The organism is Luteimonas flava (assembly GCF_036584485.1).
GTDB classification, from domain to species: Bacteria; Pseudomonadota; Gammaproteobacteria; order Xanthomonadales; family Xanthomonadaceae; genus Luteimonas; species Luteimonas flava.
Map to the genome: position 1 here is coordinate 285,040 of NZ_JAZHBM010000002.1, position 16,427 is coordinate 301,466.

General features: G+C 63.1%; 10 protein-coding genes, 2 tRNA genes, 3 rRNA genes and 1 pseudogene. 9 read left to right on the forward strand and 7 right to left on the reverse strand.

Annotated features, from left to right (window positions below):
• Positions 1 to 74: 74 nt before the first annotated feature.
• Positions 75 to 1,301, forward strand: a complete 1,227-nt coding sequence (locus V3391_RS08330; RefSeq protein ID WP_332077976.1) for an acetylornithine transaminase — start codon at positions 75 to 77, stop codon at positions 1,299 to 1,301.
• Positions 1,282 to 1,749 (forward strand): HIT family protein, encoded by a 468-nt coding sequence (locus V3391_RS08335; RefSeq protein WP_332077977.1) that lies wholly within the window; start codon positions 1,282 to 1,284, stop codon positions 1,747 to 1,749. The genes V3391_RS08330 and V3391_RS08335 overlap by 20 nt, the downstream gene beginning before the upstream one ends.
• Here V3391_RS08335 and V3391_RS08340 read toward each other — a convergent pair.
• The 4 genes from V3391_RS08340 to thiE are packed head-to-tail and all read right to left on the reverse strand — an operon-like array spanning position 1,734 to position 5,189.
• Positions 1,734 to 2,351: an HAD family hydrolase gene (locus V3391_RS08340; RefSeq protein WP_332077978.1), complete on the reverse strand. Its 618-nt coding sequence runs from the start codon at positions 2,349 to 2,351 to the stop codon at positions 1,734 to 1,736. The genes V3391_RS08335 and V3391_RS08340 overlap by 16 nt on opposite strands.
• Positions 2,348 to 3,247 (reverse strand): ion transporter, encoded by a 900-nt coding sequence (locus tag V3391_RS08345; protein ID WP_332077979.1) that lies wholly within the window; start codon positions 3,245 to 3,247, stop codon positions 2,348 to 2,350. Before V3391_RS08345 ends, V3391_RS08340 begins: the two co-directional genes overlap by 4 nt.
• The gene (gene hemL / locus V3391_RS08350) at positions 3,244 to 4,539 is read right to left on the reverse strand and encodes a glutamate-1-semialdehyde 2,1-aminomutase (RefSeq protein ID WP_332077980.1); all 1,296 of its coding nucleotides are present in this window, start codon (positions 4,537 to 4,539) and stop codon (positions 3,244 to 3,246) included. Before hemL ends, V3391_RS08345 begins: the two co-directional genes overlap by 4 nt.
• A gap of 23 nt (positions 4,540 to 4,562) precedes the next feature.
• The gene (gene thiE, locus V3391_RS08355) at positions 4,563 to 5,189 is read right to left on the reverse strand and encodes a thiamine phosphate synthase (protein ID WP_332077981.1); all 627 of its coding nucleotides are present in this window, start codon (positions 5,187 to 5,189) and stop codon (positions 4,563 to 4,565) included.
• Between the two features lie 53 nt (positions 5,190 to 5,242).
• Here thiE and V3391_RS08360 point away from each other — a divergent pair.
• Positions 5,243 to 5,457, forward strand: a pseudogene (locus V3391_RS08360) (rubredoxin).
• Positions 5,458 to 5,515: 58 nt separating this feature from the next.
• Here V3391_RS08360 and V3391_RS08365 read toward each other — a convergent pair.
• Together V3391_RS08365 and V3391_RS08370 are read right to left on the reverse strand one after the other, a co-directional pair.
• Entirely contained in the window at positions 5,516 to 6,361 is an 846-nt protein-coding gene (locus V3391_RS08365) for a SirB1 family protein (protein WP_332077982.1), read from the reverse strand.
• Between the two features lie 43 nt (positions 6,362 to 6,404).
• Complete coding sequence (locus V3391_RS08370; RefSeq protein WP_332077983.1) at positions 6,405 to 6,854, reverse strand: DUF192 domain-containing protein; 450 nt, start codon at positions 6,852 to 6,854, stop codon at positions 6,405 to 6,407.
• A 561-nt stretch (positions 6,855 to 7,415) separates the two neighbouring features.
• On the opposite strand from V3391_RS08370, the gene V3391_RS08375 reads away from it, so the two are divergent.
• The 5 genes from V3391_RS08375 (at position 7,416) to rrf (ending at position 12,593) form a co-directional block, all read left to right on the forward strand.
• Positions 7,416 to 8,960 (forward strand): 16S ribosomal RNA (locus V3391_RS08375).
• 73 nt (positions 8,961 to 9,033) lie between these two features.
• Positions 9,034 to 9,110 (forward strand) — tRNA-Ile (locus V3391_RS08380).
• 3 nt (positions 9,111 to 9,113) lie between these two features.
• Positions 9,114 to 9,189 (forward strand) — tRNA-Ala (locus V3391_RS08385).
• A 240-nt stretch (positions 9,190 to 9,429) separates the two neighbouring features.
• Positions 9,430 to 12,312 (forward strand): 23S ribosomal RNA (locus V3391_RS08390).
• Positions 12,313 to 12,479: 167 nt separating this feature from the next.
• Positions 12,480 to 12,593 (forward strand): 5S ribosomal RNA (gene rrf / locus V3391_RS08395).
• The 16S, 23S and 5S rRNA genes sit together here with 2 tRNA genes alongside, the layout of an rRNA operon.
• Before the next feature lie 426 nt (positions 12,594 to 13,019).
• On the opposite strand, the gene V3391_RS08400 is transcribed toward rrf, so the two are convergent.
• Positions 13,020 to 13,361, reverse strand: coding sequence for a winged helix-turn-helix domain-containing protein (locus V3391_RS08400; protein ID WP_332077984.1), 342 nt, complete (start codon positions 13,359 to 13,361; stop codon positions 13,020 to 13,022).
• A gap of 363 nt (positions 13,362 to 13,724) precedes the next feature.
• On the opposite strand from V3391_RS08400, the gene V3391_RS08405 reads away from it, so the two are divergent.
• A complete protein-coding gene (locus V3391_RS08405; RefSeq protein ID WP_332077985.1) occupies positions 13,725 to 16,427 on the forward strand; it encodes a bifunctional acetate--CoA ligase family protein/GNAT family N-acetyltransferase in 2,703 nt (900 codons plus the stop codon).

Sequence of the window (16,427 nt, forward strand, 5' to 3'; positions counted from 1 at the left end):
CCGCGGATCGTTCGGCGTCGCACGCGTCCACCCCCGTACAATCGGCGCCCCACGTCCCATCGAAGCCGCCGACCATGTCCTCCGCCGCCGATCTCATCGCCCTCGCCCAGCGCCACGTGCTGCCCGTCTACCGGCCCCGCGAGCTCGTGCTCGAGCGCGGTGACGGCGCGCGCGTCTGGGACAGCGAAGGCCGCGAGTACGTCGACCTGTCGGCGGGTATCGCCGTCTGCGGCCTCGGCCACAACGATCCCGATCTCGTGGCCGCACTGACCGAACAGGCCGGCAAGCTGTGGCACACCAGCAACGTGTTCTTCAGCGAACCGCCGCTGCGGCTGGCGGCCGAACTGGTCGAGGCCAGCGGTTTCGCCACGCGCACCTTCCTGTGCAACTCGGGCGCCGAAGCGAACGAGGCCGCGATCAAGCTCGTGCGCAAGTGGGCCACCGCGCAGGGCCGCAGCCCGGACCGTCGCGTCATCGTAACCGCACGCGGCAGCTTCCACGGTCGCACGCTGGCCGCGGTCACCGCGACCGCACAGCCCAAGTACCAGGCCGGCTACGAGCCGCTGCCCGGCGGCTTCCGCTATGTCGACTTCAACGACATCGCCCAGCTCGAAGCCGCGATGGCCGATGGCGACGTCGCCGCGGTGATGCTCGAACCCGTGCAGGGCGAAGGCGGCGTCATGCCCGCCGCCGATGGTTATCTGGCCGCAGTACGCGCGCTGTGCGATCGCTTTGATGCGCTGCTGGTGCTCGACGAAATCCAGTGCGGCATGGGCCGCACCGGCACGCTGTTCGCGCATCCCCAGGACGGCGTCGTCCCCGACATCGTCACGCTGGCCAAGGCGCTCGGCGGCGGCTTCCCGATCGGCGCGTTGCTGGCCGGCCCCAAGGTCGCCGAAGCGATGCAGTTCGGTGATCACGGCACCACGTTCGGGGGCAATCCCCTCGCCGCCGCCGTCGCGCGCGTTGCGTTGCGCAAGCTGGCATCAAAGGACATCGCCGCCAACGTCGAACGCCAGTCACGCGCGCTGCGCGACGGTCTCGCCGCACTCGATGCCGAGTTCGGCCTGTTCTCCGAAGTCCGCGGCCGCGGTCTGATGCTCGGCGCCGTGCTGCGTCCCGAGCATGCCGGCAAGGCCGCGACGATCCTCGACCACGCCGCGCGCCATGGCCTGCTGATGCTGCAGGCCGGCCCCGACGTGCTGCGGTTCGTACCGGCGCTGAACATCACCGACGCCGACATCACCGACGGCCTGGTCCGGTTGCGTGCGGCGATCGCCGATGCCGTCGCCGCCGGCTGAGTCCACTGCGGACGGCTGCGCGTTCTGCGCGATCCTCGCAGGCAAGCTGCCGGCGAATCTCGTCCACGAAGACGATCAGGTCATCGCCTTCATGGACCTGCGCCAGGCGGTGCCCGGGCACGTGCTCGTGGTGCCGCGCCGCCACGTCGAAACGCTGTTCGACCTGGACGAGGACACCGCCGCGCAGCTGATGCGGATCGCTGTCCGCATCGCACGCGCGGCCGATGTGGCGTTCGCACCCGACGGCCTCAACCTGTGGCAATCCAACCGCGAGGCCGGCGGACAGGAAGTTCCGCACGTGCATCTGCACGTGCAACCGCGGATGGCGGGTGACGGCTTGCTGCGGATCTATCGGGAGGGAGCGCCAACGCCGACCCCATTCGCACTGCTCGATCGCATGGCGGCCGATCTGCGAGTAGCGCTGGCGTCGACTCAGACCAGCCCGTAACGCCGCAGCACCGTCCGCATCGACCGCACGTCGACCACCGTGTCGGCGTGCAGGCCCGCGGCGCGTGCGCCCTGCACGTTGACGAACAGGTCGTCGACGAACAGCGTCTCCTGCGCGCGCACGTCGAACTGCGCGAGTGCGCGCTCGAAGATCGCGCGGTCGGGTTTGCGCACGCCGAGGACGCCGCTGCACAGCACGCGGCCTTCGAGCATCGGGAACAGCGGCGCGACGATGCGGGGAATCGCATCGCGCATCAACGCGCCGTTGTTGGTCAGTACGCCGACCTGCACCCGGGATGCGACCGACGCGACGAGCTCCAGTGCGATCGGATCCGCCTGTGTGCCCGCGCATCGCGATGCGATCCAGAGGTCCGCATCGATGGTGCAGCCAAGGCCTGCACCGAGCTGCTGCAGATAGGTGTCCGTATCGAGCGTGCCGCTGTCGTAGGCGCGCTCCAGTCCCGAGTCGAATACCACCTCCGCCACGCGCGCGGCCGTACAGCCGGCGACGCGGGCGAGGTGCGCGAGGCGCGTCGCGTGCGAGTAGCGCGCCAGCACGCCATCGAAGTCGAACAGCACCAGCCGCAGCGGCGGCGGGGTCACTGCGTCGGTTCTTCCAGGGGCAGGCCGCTCCCGCAACGACGGCAGTGCCAGGATTCCTGCTCGTGGTCCTGCAAACCACATTCGCGGCACCGCACGTGGCGTCGCCTCGGCCGGAGCGTGCTCGCGAGTTCCGCGGTGTAGATACCGGTCGGCACCGCGATGATGCTGTAGCCGATCAGGATCAGGATCGAGGTAATGAATCGCCCGAGCGGCGTGCCCGGCGAAATATCGCCAAAACCGACGGTGCCCATCGTCACCACCGCCCAGTACATGCCGGTCGGGATGCTGGTGAATCCGTGCTCGGGGCCCTCGATGACGTACATCAGCGCGCCGAAGATGATGACGATCGTGATCAGCGTGCAGACGAACACCGCGATCTTGCGCCGGCTGCGCGCGAGTGCCGTGATCAGCACGCCCGCCTCGCTGGAGTACTGCACCAGCTTGAGCACGCGGAACACGCGCAGCAGGCGCAGCACGCGGATCACCAGCAGGTACTGGCTGCCGACGAAGATCAGCGACAGATAGCTGGGCAGGATGGCCAGCAGATCGATCACGCCGAAGAAGCTGGTCGCATACCGCAGCGGCCGTCGCACGGCCCACAAACGCAGGCCGTATTCAATCGTGAACAGGACGGTGAACACCCATTCGGCGATCATCAGCCAGTGATGCCAGCGCGCCTTGATCGACGGCTCGCTGTCGAGCAGCACCACGATCACGCTGACAAGGATCGTCACGATCAGCGCGAGATCGAAATTCCGTTCGCTTGCGGTTTCGTGATGGAACAGCAGGCGGTAGAACCGGTTACGCAGTCCGCTCGGGCGCGCCGGCAGGAAGTCGCGTTCGAACACGCTGGCCTGCGGGTCGAACTCCTCCGGCGTGTCGCCCCGCTGGCTCATGGCTTCAACATATCCCCGAACGCATCGCGTGACGCTTCGATTGTGGCCTCGATCACCGCGGCGTCGTGCGCCGACGACATGAAGCCGGCTTCGAACGCCGATGGCGCGAGGAACACGCCGCGCTCGAGCATCGCGTGGAAGAAGCGGTTGAACGCAGCGGTATCGCAAGCGACGGCCTGCGCATAGGTGTCGACGATCGGCTGATCGGTGAAGAACAGACCGAACATGCCGCCAACGCGCGTGGTGGTGAACAGCACACCCGCATCGCGCGCCGCCGCTTCGAGACCGTCGCACAACCGGTGCGTGCTGGCTTCGAGCGCATCGTGGAAACCCGGTGCCGCCACCAGGTCCAGCATCGCCAGGCCCGCGGCCATCGCGACCGGATTGCCGCTCAGCGTGCCCGCCTGGTAGATCGGCCCGGCCGGCGCGATCTGCTCCATCAGGTCGCGACGCCCGCCGTAGGCGCCGACCGGCATACCGCCGCCGATGATCTTGCCGAAGGTGCTGAGATCCGGCGTCACGCCGTAACGCGCCTGCGCGCCGCCGAGCGCGACGCGGAAGCCGGTCATCACCTCGTCGAAGATCAGCAGCGCGCCGTGCTGCGTGCACAAGTCGCGCAGATGCTGCAGATAGCCGTCGCGCGGCGGCAGGCAGTTGGCGTTGCCGACCACGGGTTCGATGATCAGACCGGCGATGTCCGCGCCCATTTCGTCGAACAGCGCGGTCGCCGCGTCGAAATCGTTGTAGGGCAGCGTCAGCGTCAGATCGGCCAGCGCTTTGGGCACGCCCGGCGAGGTCGGCACGCCGAGTGTCAGCGCACCGCTGCCGGCCTTGACCAGGAACGAGTCGCCGTGGCCGTGGTAGCAGCCTTCGAACTTGACGATGCAGGTGCGCCCGGTTGCGCCGCGCGCGAGGCGGATCGCCGACAGCGTGGCTTCGGTGCCCGAATTGACCATGCGCACCATTTCCATCGACGGCACCAGCGCGGTCAGGCGCTCGGCCATCGTGATCTCCGCTTCGGTCGGCGCACCGAACGACAGGCCGTCACCGATCGCGCGTTTGACCGCCTGGCGCACGCTCGCATGGTTGTGGCCGACGATCATCGGGCCCCACGAGCCCACGTAATCGATGTAGCGGTTGCCGTCGACGTCGAACAGATAGGGGCCGTCGGCGCGCTGCACGAAGAACGGCTCGCCGCCGACCGATTTGAACGCACGCACCGGCGAATTGACGCCGCCGGGCAGCAGCGTGCGGGCGCGTTCGAACAGGGCACGCGAGTGGGACGTATCCATGGAGACTCCAGAAAGAAAAAGGTTCACAGGCCGAATGCGGCGCGGTAGGCGTGCGCGGCGGCGGCCGGATGGCGTGCAGCGAACACGCCACTGATGACGGCGACGAGATCGGCGCCGGCGGCTGCGAGCTGGCGCGCATTCTCCGGCGTGATGCCGCCGATCGCCACCCGCGGCACGCCGAGCGCTTCCGCATCGCGCAGCAGGGATTTGCGCGCCACGCGGGCATCGGGCTTGGTCGGTGACGGAAAGAACGCGCCGAAGGCGACATAGCTGGCGCCGGCCTCGACCGCGCGCTGCGCCAGGGTGATGTCGTCGTAGCAGGAGGCGCCGAGGATCGCGTCGGCACCCAGCGCCGCGCGTGCATCGATCAGCGCGCCGTCGTCTTCGCCCAGATGCGCGCCGTCCGCGCCGAGATCGGCGGCGAGCCGCCAGTCGTCATTGACGATCAACGGCACACCGGTCGCACGGCACAGCGGCAGCAGGGCCTGCACCTGCGCCCGGCGCAACGCGGCATCGGCGCGCTTGTTCCGGTACTGCAGCCACGTGGCGTGCGGCAGCACGGCCGCGACCTGGGCCAGCAGCTGGGCGGTCTCGGGCTCGTCGGGCGTGAGCAGGTACAGGCCGCGTGGCGCGGACGGGGAGGCGTTCATCGACGTGGGTTCCGGTGGGGGGAGCGCGATGGGACAATGCGGCTCCGTTTCCAATGCCGCATGTGGTCATTATCCGATGAACGATCCGACGACGCAGAGCGCCTACCAGACATGGATGTGCGTGGTCTGCGGTTTCATCTACGACGAAGCCGTCGGCATTCCGGACGAGGGCATCGCCCCGGGCACGCGCTGGGAGGACGTGCCCGATACCTGGACCTGTCCCGACTGCGGCGTCACCAAGGACGACTTCGAGATGATGACGCTCTGAGCTGAACTTCAGGGCGGGTCATCCGCGAGGCCGCATGCGCGGGGCCGATGACATCTGACTAGTGCGCGCGGTCGCGTGTGCGCCCGATGTGGACCAGTTGCTCGCGTACCGCATCCACATCCGACGCGTCCGGGTACCGCACCACGTACTGCCCCAGATCCTCGCGCGCACCGGTGACATGGCCCAACGCCAGATAGCCCAGGCCGCGATCGCGCAAGGCATCGGGCGCATCGGGCGCCAGCGACAGCAGCCGATCGGCGCAGCGCACGGCGCGGGCCCAGTCCTCGGCTTCGGCGTAAGTGCCGTGCAGGTTGCGCAGCATCCGCATCAACATCATCCGCGGCGTGGCCGGGCGCAGCAGCCGGGCCAGCGTGTCGTCGTCCGGCGGACCGCCGTCGACGTGCGGCGCGGCGCGTGACCGCAGTTCCTCGATGTCGAGTGGTCGACCGCCGTTGAACGGGTCCATCACCAGCATGCCGTCGCCGACCGGCAGCCGGACCAGGAAGTGGCCGGGGAAGGAAATGCCGTCCAGCACCACGCCGAGCCGGCGTGCGACCTCCATCTGCACCACGGCCAACAGGATCGGATTGCCGAGCCGCCGTTCGATCACCGCATTGAGATAACTGTTGCGCGGGTCGTAATACGTGTCGTGGTTGCCGGCATAGCCGATCTCCTCGAACAGATGCCGGTTGATCGCCTGCATCTTCAGCGGCGTCTGCCCGATCGTGTCGACCTCGATCCGCAGATGCCGGGCATGCGACTCCAGCACCGCATCGCAATGCGCGGCGTCCAGCGCGGGGTATTCGTCGCGGGCGATCAGCAGCGCGCACGCGAACAGGGGCACCGCGGCATCCGCGGTGCCCGATAACGATGCCCACTCGGGCAATTGCACTGCATCACTCATGGCGTGGATGCCTGCGTGGCCACTGGATCGCGATGACTTGGGCTCAGGGCGCCGGGATTGAGGGCGACAGCGTCAGCGTCTCACCGTCCTTCAGGCCGATGCGCTGCGCTTCCCCTGCATTGAGCTCCAGCACATAGCGCGCGGGACCGGTGCTCGGATAGGGCGGGCAGCGGTTGCCGGCAGAACATGGCGGTACGTCGCGCTGCTGCGACACCAGCCTGCGTGCATCGTCGAAGTAGAGGATGTCGAGCGCGATACGCGTGTTCTTCATCCAGTAGGCCTGCGGCGCCTCGCTGTCATGGATGAAGAGCATGCCGTGCCCCTCTTCGAGCGTGTCGCGGAACATCAGGCCGCGCGCGCGTGCCTCGTCGGTCGCCGCGATTTCGACGGTGTAGCGGTTGCCCGCAAGCTCCACCCAGTCGCCGCCACTCGCACAGGCGGGCAGCAGACAGGAGGCAAGCAGAGAGAGCAGAAGAAGACGGAGAGCGCGCATGGAAGTACCGACGGGGTGGACTGCAGCCACCTTCGGCAAGCGCCGTTGAAGCGTCAAGAAAAAAATCGTGCGCCAAGGGTTCCCAAACCGGTTTCATCTATGCATAATTCGCGCCCCGCACGGCGGGCTGCTCTTCGGAGCGGCGGGCCAAGCGGGACGGGAACGACAACAGCCTTCACGCGGTGTTGACAGACTCGAAAGTCGCGGTAACATGTGCGGCTCGCTTCAACGAAACGCCTTCGGGCCGGACGGGGAAGCCGCTTCAAAGTCACCCTCGACGAGGTGTTGACGGCAGCAAAAACCGCGCTATCATGGGCGGCTCGCTTCGGAGGAAACGACGAAGCAGTGGGAAGCAGGCGCTGAGGCCGCTTCCGCAGATCTTTGACAGTGTGCGCAGGATACTTATGCGGACGTCTGGCTGGTGGCGTGAGTCCATTAGCAGACGTTCTAGAAAGAGCAAGAAAGATTCAAAAGCATGCAAATGCTGGTGAGTAGTTCGAGTTCTGGAAAAGACATCTGCACTCGAAGCATTAGATGTCACTTCGGTGATGTCGAAACATTTAAGTGAAGAGTTTGATCCTGGCTCAGAGTGAACGCTGGCGGCAGGCCTAACACATGCAAGTCGAACGGCAGCACAGAGGAGCTTGCTCCTTGGGTGGCGAGTGGCGGACGGGTGAGGAATACATCGGAATCTGCCTATTTGTGGGGGATAACGTAGGGAAACTTACGCTAATACCGCATACGACCTACGGGTGAAAGCGGAGGACCTTCGGGCTTCGCGCAGATAGATGAGCCGATGTCGGATTAGCTAGTTGGCGGGGTAAAGGCCCACCAAGGCGACGATCCGTAGCTGGTCTGAGAGGATGATCAGCCACACTGGAACTGAGACACGGTCCAGACTCCTACGGGAGGCAGCAGTGGGGAATATTGGACAATGGGCGCAAGCCTGATCCAGCCATGCCGCGTGGGTGAAGAAGGCCTTCGGGTTGTAAAGCCCTTTTGTTGGGAAAGAAAAGCAGTCGGTTAATACCCGATTGTTCTGACGGTACCCAAAGAATAAGCACCGGCTAACTTCGTGCCAGCAGCCGCGGTAATACGAAGGGTGCAAGCGTTACTCGGAATTACTGGGCGTAAAGCGTGCGTAGGTGGTTTGTTAAGTCTGATGTGAAAGCCCTGGGCTCAACCTGGGAATTGCATTGGATACTGGCAGGCTAGAGTGCGGTAGAGGGTAGTGGAATTCCCGGTGTAGCAGTGAAATGCGTAGAGATCGGGAGGAACATCCGTGGCGAAGGCGACTACCTGGACCAGCACTGACACTGAGGCACGAAAGCGTGGGGAGCAAACAGGATTAGATACCCTGGTAGTCCACGCCCTAAACGATGCGAACTGGATGTTGGGTTCAACTAGGAACTCAGTATCGAAGCTAACGCGTTAAGTTCGCCGCCTGGGGAGTACGGTCGCAAGACTGAAACTCAAAGGAATTGACGGGGGCCCGCACAAGCGGTGGAGTATGTGGTTTAATTCGATGCAACGCGAAGAACCTTACCTGGCCTTGACATGCACGGAACTTTCCAGAGATGGATTGGTGCCTTCGGGAACCGTGACACAGGTGCTGCATGGCTGTCGTCAGCTCGTGTCGTGAGATGTTGGGTTAAGTCCCGCAACGAGCGCAACCCTTGTCCTTAGTTGCCAGCACGTAATGGTGGGAACTCTAAGGAGACCGCCGGTGACAAACCGGAGGAAGGTGGGGATGACGTCAAGTCATCATGGCCCTTACGGCCAGGGCTACACACGTACTACAATGGGAAGGACAGAGGGCTGCAAACCCGCGAGGGCAAGCCAATCCCAGAAACCTTCTCTCAGTCCGGATCGGAGTCTGCAACTCGACTCCGTGAAGTCGGAATCGCTAGTAATCGCAGATCAGCATTGCTGCGGTGAATACGTTCCCGGGCCTTGTACACACCGCCCGTCACACCATGGGAGTTTGTTGCACCAGAAGCAGGTAGCTTAACCTTCGGGAGGGCGCTTGCCACGGTGTGGCCGATGACTGGGGTGAAGTCGTAACAAGGTAGCCGTATCGGAAGGTGCGGCTGGATCACCTCCTTTAGAGACAAGACCACGTGACTTGTCCAGGCGTCCTCATAAGTAACCTGCACGATTGGTAATCAAAAGCAAGACTGGGTCTGTAGCTCAGGTGGTTAGAGCGCACCCCTGATAAGGGTGAGGCCGGTGGTTCGAGTCCTCCCAGACCCACCACATGGGGCCTTAGCTCAGCTGGGAGAGCACCTGCTTTGCAAGCAGGGGGTCGTCGGTTCGATCCCGACAGGCTCCACCATTCTTGATGATGATTCACCGATCGCTGCGCACACATCAGATTTGAATGTCGACAGGCACTGTGGCCTGACGACAGTTCTTTGAAAAATAGGGAAGTAGCGAGCGTCTGAGACAAGAACTCATACGTGTCGTGTGGCTAAGGCGGGGACCTCGAGTCCCTAGTAAATTGAGTCGTTATATTTGCGTCGATGCTTTGTACCCATCGACAGAAGTATGGCTCCGAGGCAACTTGGGGTTATATGGTCAAGCGAATAAGCGCACACGGTGGATGCCTTGGCGGTCAGAGGCGATGAAGGACGTGGTAGCCTGCGAAAAGTATCGGGGAGCTGGCAACAAGCTTTGATCCGGTAATGTCCGAATGGGGAAACCCACCTCCTAGGAGGTATCGTGCAGTGAATACATAGCTGTACGAGGCGAACGCGGTGAACTGAAATATCTAAGTAACCGTAGGAAAAGAAATCAACCGAGATTCCCTGAGTAGTGACGAGCGAACGGGGAACAGCCCAAAAGTCGATATGGTTCTAGCAAAACGGTCCTGGAAAGACCGGCCATAGAAGGTGATAGCCCTGTATGCGAAAGGGCCATGTCGATGAAAAATGAGTAGGGCGGGGCACGAGAAACCCTGTCTGAACATGGGGGGACCATCCTCCAAGGCTAAATACTCCTGACCGACCGATAGTGAACCAGTACCGTGAGGGAAAGGCGAAAAGAACCCCGGAGAGGGGAGTGAAATAGACCCTGAAACCGTGTGCGTACAAGCAGTAGGAGCCTCGCAAGAGGTGACTGCGTACCTTTTGTATAATGGGTCAGCGACTTATTGTTCGTGGCAAGCTTAACCGTATAGGGGAGGCGAAGGGAAACCGAGTCTGATAAGGGCGCATAGTCGCGGGCAATAGACCCGAAACCGGGTGATCTAGTCATGCCCAGGATGAAGGTTGAGTAACATCAACTGGAGGTCCGAACCCACTCCCGTTGCAAAGGTAGGGGATGAGGTGTGATTAGGAGTGAAAAGCTAATCGAACCCGGAGATAGCTGGTTCTCCTCGAAAGCTATTTAGGTAGCGCCTCATGTGAATCTTCTTGGGGGTAGAGCACTGTTATGGCTAGGGGGTCATTGCGACTTACCAAACCATTGCAAACTCCGAATACCAAGACAGACTGCATGGGAGACACACGGCGGGTGCTAACGTCCGTCGTGAAAAGGGAAACAACCCAGACCCACAGCTAAGGTCCCAAATTATCACTAAGTGGGAAACGATGTGGAAAGGCACAGACAGCCAGGAGGTTGGCTTAGAAGCAGCCACCCTTTAAAGAAAGCGTAATAGCTCACTGGTCGAGTCGGTCTGCGCGGAAGATTTAACGGGGCTAAGTGATAAACCGAAGCTTGGGGTGCACAACTTCGTTGTGCGCGGTAGAGGAGCGTTCCGTAAGCCGTCGAAGGCAGATTGAGAAGTCTGCTGGAGGTATCGGAAGTGCGAATGCTGACATGAGTAACGATAATGGGGGTGAAAAGCCTCCACGCCGAAAGCCCAAGGTTTCCTTGCGCAACGTTAATCGACGCAGGGTGAGTCGGCCCCTAAGGCGAGGCAGAAATGCGTAGTCGATGGGAAGCTGGTTAATATTCCAGCACCTCGCATAAGTGCGATGGGGGGACGGAGAAGGTTAGGTCTACCAGGCGTTGGTTGTCCTGGAGAAAGGCGGTAGGAGTGGGTCTTAGGCAAATCCGGGACCCTTTAACTCCGAGCACCGAGACGAGCTCATTAGAGCGAAGTGACTGATACCACGCTTCCAGGAAAAGCCCCTAAGCTTCAGCTTATGCAGACCGTACCGTAAACCGACACAGGTGGGTAGGAAGAGAATTCTAAGGCGCTTGAGAGAACTCGGGTGAAGGAACTAGGCAACATAGCACCGTAACTTCGGGAGAAGGTGCGCCCTTGATCGTGGCCCATGCGGGCTACAGCGATCGGGGGCCGCAGTGACCAGGCCGCTGCGACTGTTTATCAAAAACACAGGACTCTGCAAACACGAAAGTGGACGTATAGGGTCTGACGCCTGCCCGGTGCCGGAAGGTTAATTGATGGGGTCAGCCGCAAGGCGAAGCTCTTGATCGAAGCCCCGGTAAACGGCGGCCGTAACTATAACGGTCCTAAGGTAGCGAAATTCCTTGTCGGGTAAGTTCCGACCTGCACGAATGGCGTAACGATGGCGGCGCTGTCTCCACCCGAGACTCAGTGAAATTGAAATCGCTGTGAAGATGCAGCGTTCCCGTGGCAAGACGGAAAGACCCCGTGAACCTTTACTATAGCTTTACATTGAACGTTGAGTTCGTCTGTGTAGGATAGGTGGGAGGCTTTGAAACCATGGCGCTAGCTGTGGTGGAGCCAACCTTGAAATACCACCCTGTCGTGCTTGACGTTCTAACCTAGGTCCGTTATCCGGATCGGGGACCATGTATGGTGGGTAGTTTGACTGGGGCGGTCTCCTCCCAAAGAGTAACGGAGGAGCTCGAAGGTACGCTCAGCGCGGTCGGACATCGCGCACTGTGTGCAAAGGCATAAGCGTGCTTGACTGCGAGATCGACGGATCAAGCAGGTAGGAAACTAGGACTTAGTGATCCGGTGGTTCTGTATGGAAGGGCCATCGCTCAACGGATAAAAGGTACTCCGGGGATAACAGGCTGATACCGCCCAAGAGTTCATATCGACGGCGGTGTTTGGCACCTCGATGTCGGCTCATCACATCCTGGGGCTGTAGTCGGTCCCAAGGGTATGGCTGTTCGCCATTTAAAGTGGTACGCGAGCTGGGTTCAGAACGTCGTGAGACAGTTCGGTCCCTATCTGCCATGGGCGTTGGAGATTTGAGAGGGGCTGCTCCTAGTACGAGAGGACCGGAGTGGACGAACCTCTGGTGTTCCGGTTGTCACGCCAGTGGCACTGCCGGGTAGCTATGTTCGGAAGCGATAACCGCTGAAAGCATCTAAGCGGGAAGCGCGCCTCAAGATGAGATCTCCCGGGAGCTTGACTCCCCTGAAGGAACCATCAAGACCAGGTGGTTGATAGGCTGGGTGTGTAAGCACAGTAATGTGTTGAGCTAACCAGTACTAATGATCCGTGTGGCTTGACCATATAACCTCAAGTTGCTTCTACCGAAGCATCCTTGGCCAACGACACGAATGAGTCGTCAAAAATGTTCGCTACTTCCCAACCTCTGAGAGCGTGAGCGCTGTCAGTCCCACTTTCGATCGCATCCCTGCGACCGATCACCGGACCGACCTGCGACCCTCCACCCTCTCCCTGGTGACTATAGCTGTATGGAACCACCCGATCCCATTCCGAACTCGGAAGTGAAACGTACATGCGCCGATGGTAGTGTGCATCTAGCATGCGAGAGTAGGTCATCGCCAGGGTTTTTACCCAAAACCCCCGCCGGTTCTCCGGCGGGGGTTTTTCTTTGCATGACATTTGACGATGGCGCGAGAGAACGTGGGAAAGTGAGAAAGTGGGAAAGTCAGGGCGTTAGGGCGTCAGTAAGTCAGTTGTCAGCACATGACGCGAGAATATTTAGTCGTCGGGTGTCGCTAGATAATCTCCGTTCGCTCAGAATCCGGCTGCGAATGGAGGCGCATGCGATATATCAGCTGCTCGAGGGAAGGCGCTGTGTTGTCTTGCTACGGCGCGCCGGGACTCGAGGCTTCAGGCGATCAGGCGGATCGGGGCGACGGGCGATGGGTTTCGGTTCGCTCTTCCCATCCTACGAGAGCGTGCTTGTGCGCTTTTGAGGCGCGAGAACACGATGGGTCGCGCCTGCGGGAAAAGCGGAAGTTGTCGCATCGCTATTTGCGAAGATCGCGCAAGTGGGCGAGATCGTCGGCGATCGTGGCGGCGCTGTGTTGCTGTATGCGGCGGTAGGTCGACAGGATATCTTCGCCAAGCGCGGTGAGCTCCGCACCACCGCCACCGCGTCCGCCGGTCAGCGTGGCGACGACCGGGGCACCGAAGTACAGGTTGAGCTGTTCGACGAGTTGCCAGGCGCGGCGATAACTCATCGACATGCGGCGACCGGCCGCTGAGATCGAACCCGTCTGCCGGATGCCATCGAGCAGATCGGCTTTGCCCGGGCCGAGCATCATCTCCCCGAGGCGGATGCGCAGCTGGAAATCGTCTGGGTCGCTCATGGCGGCAGCTTAGACGACGCGCTCGAGGCGTTGAAGCCGATGCGCGATGAACAGAGTCGTGAGCGGTCCGGCTGTGTGTGAATCGCGGCTTCGATCAGATTCGTCTGCAGTTGATGTGTCGAGTCCGTGAGTCGGATGACGTGGACGAGTTTCATGTGGCGCGATCCGCGTCGGAATCCAGATCGCCCGCCAGTTCTTCGATGGGTTCCGCGTTGCTCGAACCATCCTACGAAGCATTGCTCGCGCATGATGATGCGCCTGTGGCAACGGCATCTGGCGAAATCCCGCGGGGCGATCGAGCGGAATCGCAGACGGACGCTCGTGTATCGTCTGCGCTCGTCTTGAATGACCGCGCATGCCGCGATGAGTACGTACGCACTCCAGTCCGTGTTCCATCCCGCGTCGGTGGTCGTCGTCGGCGCGAGTCCGCGCGCGCGGTCACTCGGGCGGCTGGTGCTGCAGCAGCTGCGCGCCGGCGGGTTCGCGGGGCCGATCGGTCTGGTCAATCCGCGCTATGCGTCGATCGATGGCGTCGAAGCGTCGCCGTCGCTGGCGGCGCTGCCGTTCGTACCGGAACTGGTGGTGATCGCCGTCCCGCCGGCGGACGTGGCAGGCATCGCGGATGCCGCGGCCAGCGCGGGTGCCAAGGCCGCGATCGTGCTGACGCGCGACATGGGCGAAGGCACCGGTTCGCACAACGCCGCGCTGGCCGAAGTCGCGCGCGCGCGCGGGCTGCGCATCGTGGGGCCGAACTGTCTCGGCGTGATCGCGCCACACGCGAAGCTGTTCGCCAGTTTCGCCGCGCATGCGCCGATCCCCGGCGATCTCGCCCTGATCTCGCAATCCGGCGCCGTGGCGGCAGGCATGATCGAGTGGAGCCGGCCGCGGGGCATCGGGTTCTCCGCCGTGGCCTCGCTTGGCGACGCGCTCGATGTCGACTTTGCCGACCTGCTCGACTACTTCGCGACCGACCGGCATACCCGCGCGATCCTGCTGTACGTCGAGCGCGTGCGTGATGCGCGCAAGTTCCTGTCCGCCGCGCGTGCGGCGGCGCGCGCCAAGCCGGTGGTCGTGGTCAAACCCGGCCGGCATGCGCGACGCGACACGGCGGCGATCACCCACGCTGCAGCATTGGCAGCGCCGGATGCCGTCTACGACGCCGCGTTCCGGCGTGCGGGACTGCTGCGCGTGCATGCGCTCGACGAACTGTTCGCGGCCGCCGAAACCCTGTCGCATCTGGGCGGCGTGCCGGGCAACCGACTCGCGGTGATGACCAACGGCATCGGCGTCGGCATGCTCGCGCTCGATCGCCTGGTGGATCTGGGCGGTACCCGCGCGTCGTTGTCCGAGGCCACGGTTTCGGCGCTCGATGGCGCGTTCCCGCGCGGCTGGTCGCGCCGCAATGCCGTGGACATGCTCGGCGATGCCGACGGCACTCGATATGCGGTCGCGCTGGAGGCGCTGCTCGACGATCGCGATAACGATGCGGTGCTGGTGATGCAGGTACCCACCGTGCTGTCGGATCCCGATGAAGTGGCGGATGCCGTGGTGCGCACCGTGCAGGCACGTCCGCGCACCGGCGCGCGCAAGCCGGTGCTCGCCGTCTGGCATGGCGACCAGCCAGAGGCGCGCAGGACACTTGGCGACGCCGGCATTCCGGTCTACGACAGCGAAGCCGATGCGGTGCGGGGTTTCATGTATCTCGCGCGTCACCACGAGGCGCAGCGGGCGCTGATGGAGACACCGCCGAGCCTGCCGGACGATTTCGTCGTCGATCTGCCGGCGGCGCGTTCTGTCGTCGATGCGGCCCTGGCCTCCGGAAATCGTCTGCTCGACCCGGTGGCGACCGCGCGTCTGCTCGATGCCTACGGCATTCCGGTCGCCGAAGTCTCGCGCGCACGCGACGCCGATGCAGCGGTCGCGGCCGCGGAACAACTGTTCGCGCGTGGCGTCGCGGTCGCGGTGAAGATCGACGCGGCCGACATTCCGCACAAATCCGATGTCGACGGTGTGCGCCTGAACCTCACGACGCCGCAGGCCGTGCGTCAGGCGGCCGAAGACATCCTGCAGCGCGCACGCACATTGCAGCCCGCTGCGCAAATTGACGGTGTCACCGTGCATGCGATGGCCGTGCGGCCCAAGGCGCGTGAACTCATCGCCGGTATTGCCGACGATCCGACCTTCGGCCCGGTGATCGTGTTCGGCCGCGGCGGTACGGCGGTCGACGTCATCGACGACAAGGCCCTGATGCTGCCGCCGCTGGACCTGCGTCTCGCGCACGAGCTGATCGGGCGCACGCGCGCGTCGCGCATGCTCAAGGCCTATCGCGATGTGCCGGCAGCCGACGAACGCGCGGTCGCGCTGGTGCTGGTGAAGCTCGCGCAGATGGCGGCCGACATTCCGGAGCTCCTGGAACTCGACATCAACCCGCTGCTCGCGGATCGCGACGGCGTGATCGCGGTCGACGCGCGCATCGCGCTCGCGCCGGTCAAACGTCTGCACAAGGGTCGCGGCCATCCGCGCTTCGCGATCTTTCCGTATCCGGTGGAGTGGGAGCGGACGATCACGCTGTCGAACGGGAACACGGCCTTCGTGCGGCCGGTACGCCCGGAAGACGAGGCGATGTTCCGGCGCTTCTTCGAACAGGTCAGCACCGAGGACCTGCGGCTGCGCTTCTTCAGCGCCGTGCGGCATTTCAGCCACGAGTTCATCGCGCGGCTCACCCAGCTCGACTACGCGCGCTCGATCGCGCTGGCGGCGATCGACCCGGATACCGGCGAGATGCTGGGCGCGGTGCGTCTGCTCGCCGATGCGAACTACGACACCGGCGAGTACGGGATCATGGTGCGCTCCGACCTCAAGGGCGCCGGGCTCGGCTGGCGGCTGATGCGGATCATGATCGAATACGCCCGCTGGCAGGGGCTGCGCGTCGTCGAAGGCCAGGTGCTGCGCGAGAACACCACGATGCTGGCGATGTGCCGCCAACTGGGATTCTCGATCACCACCGATCCGGACGATGCCACGGTCGCGATCGTGCGACTGCCGGTCGAAGGCACCGACGCCTGA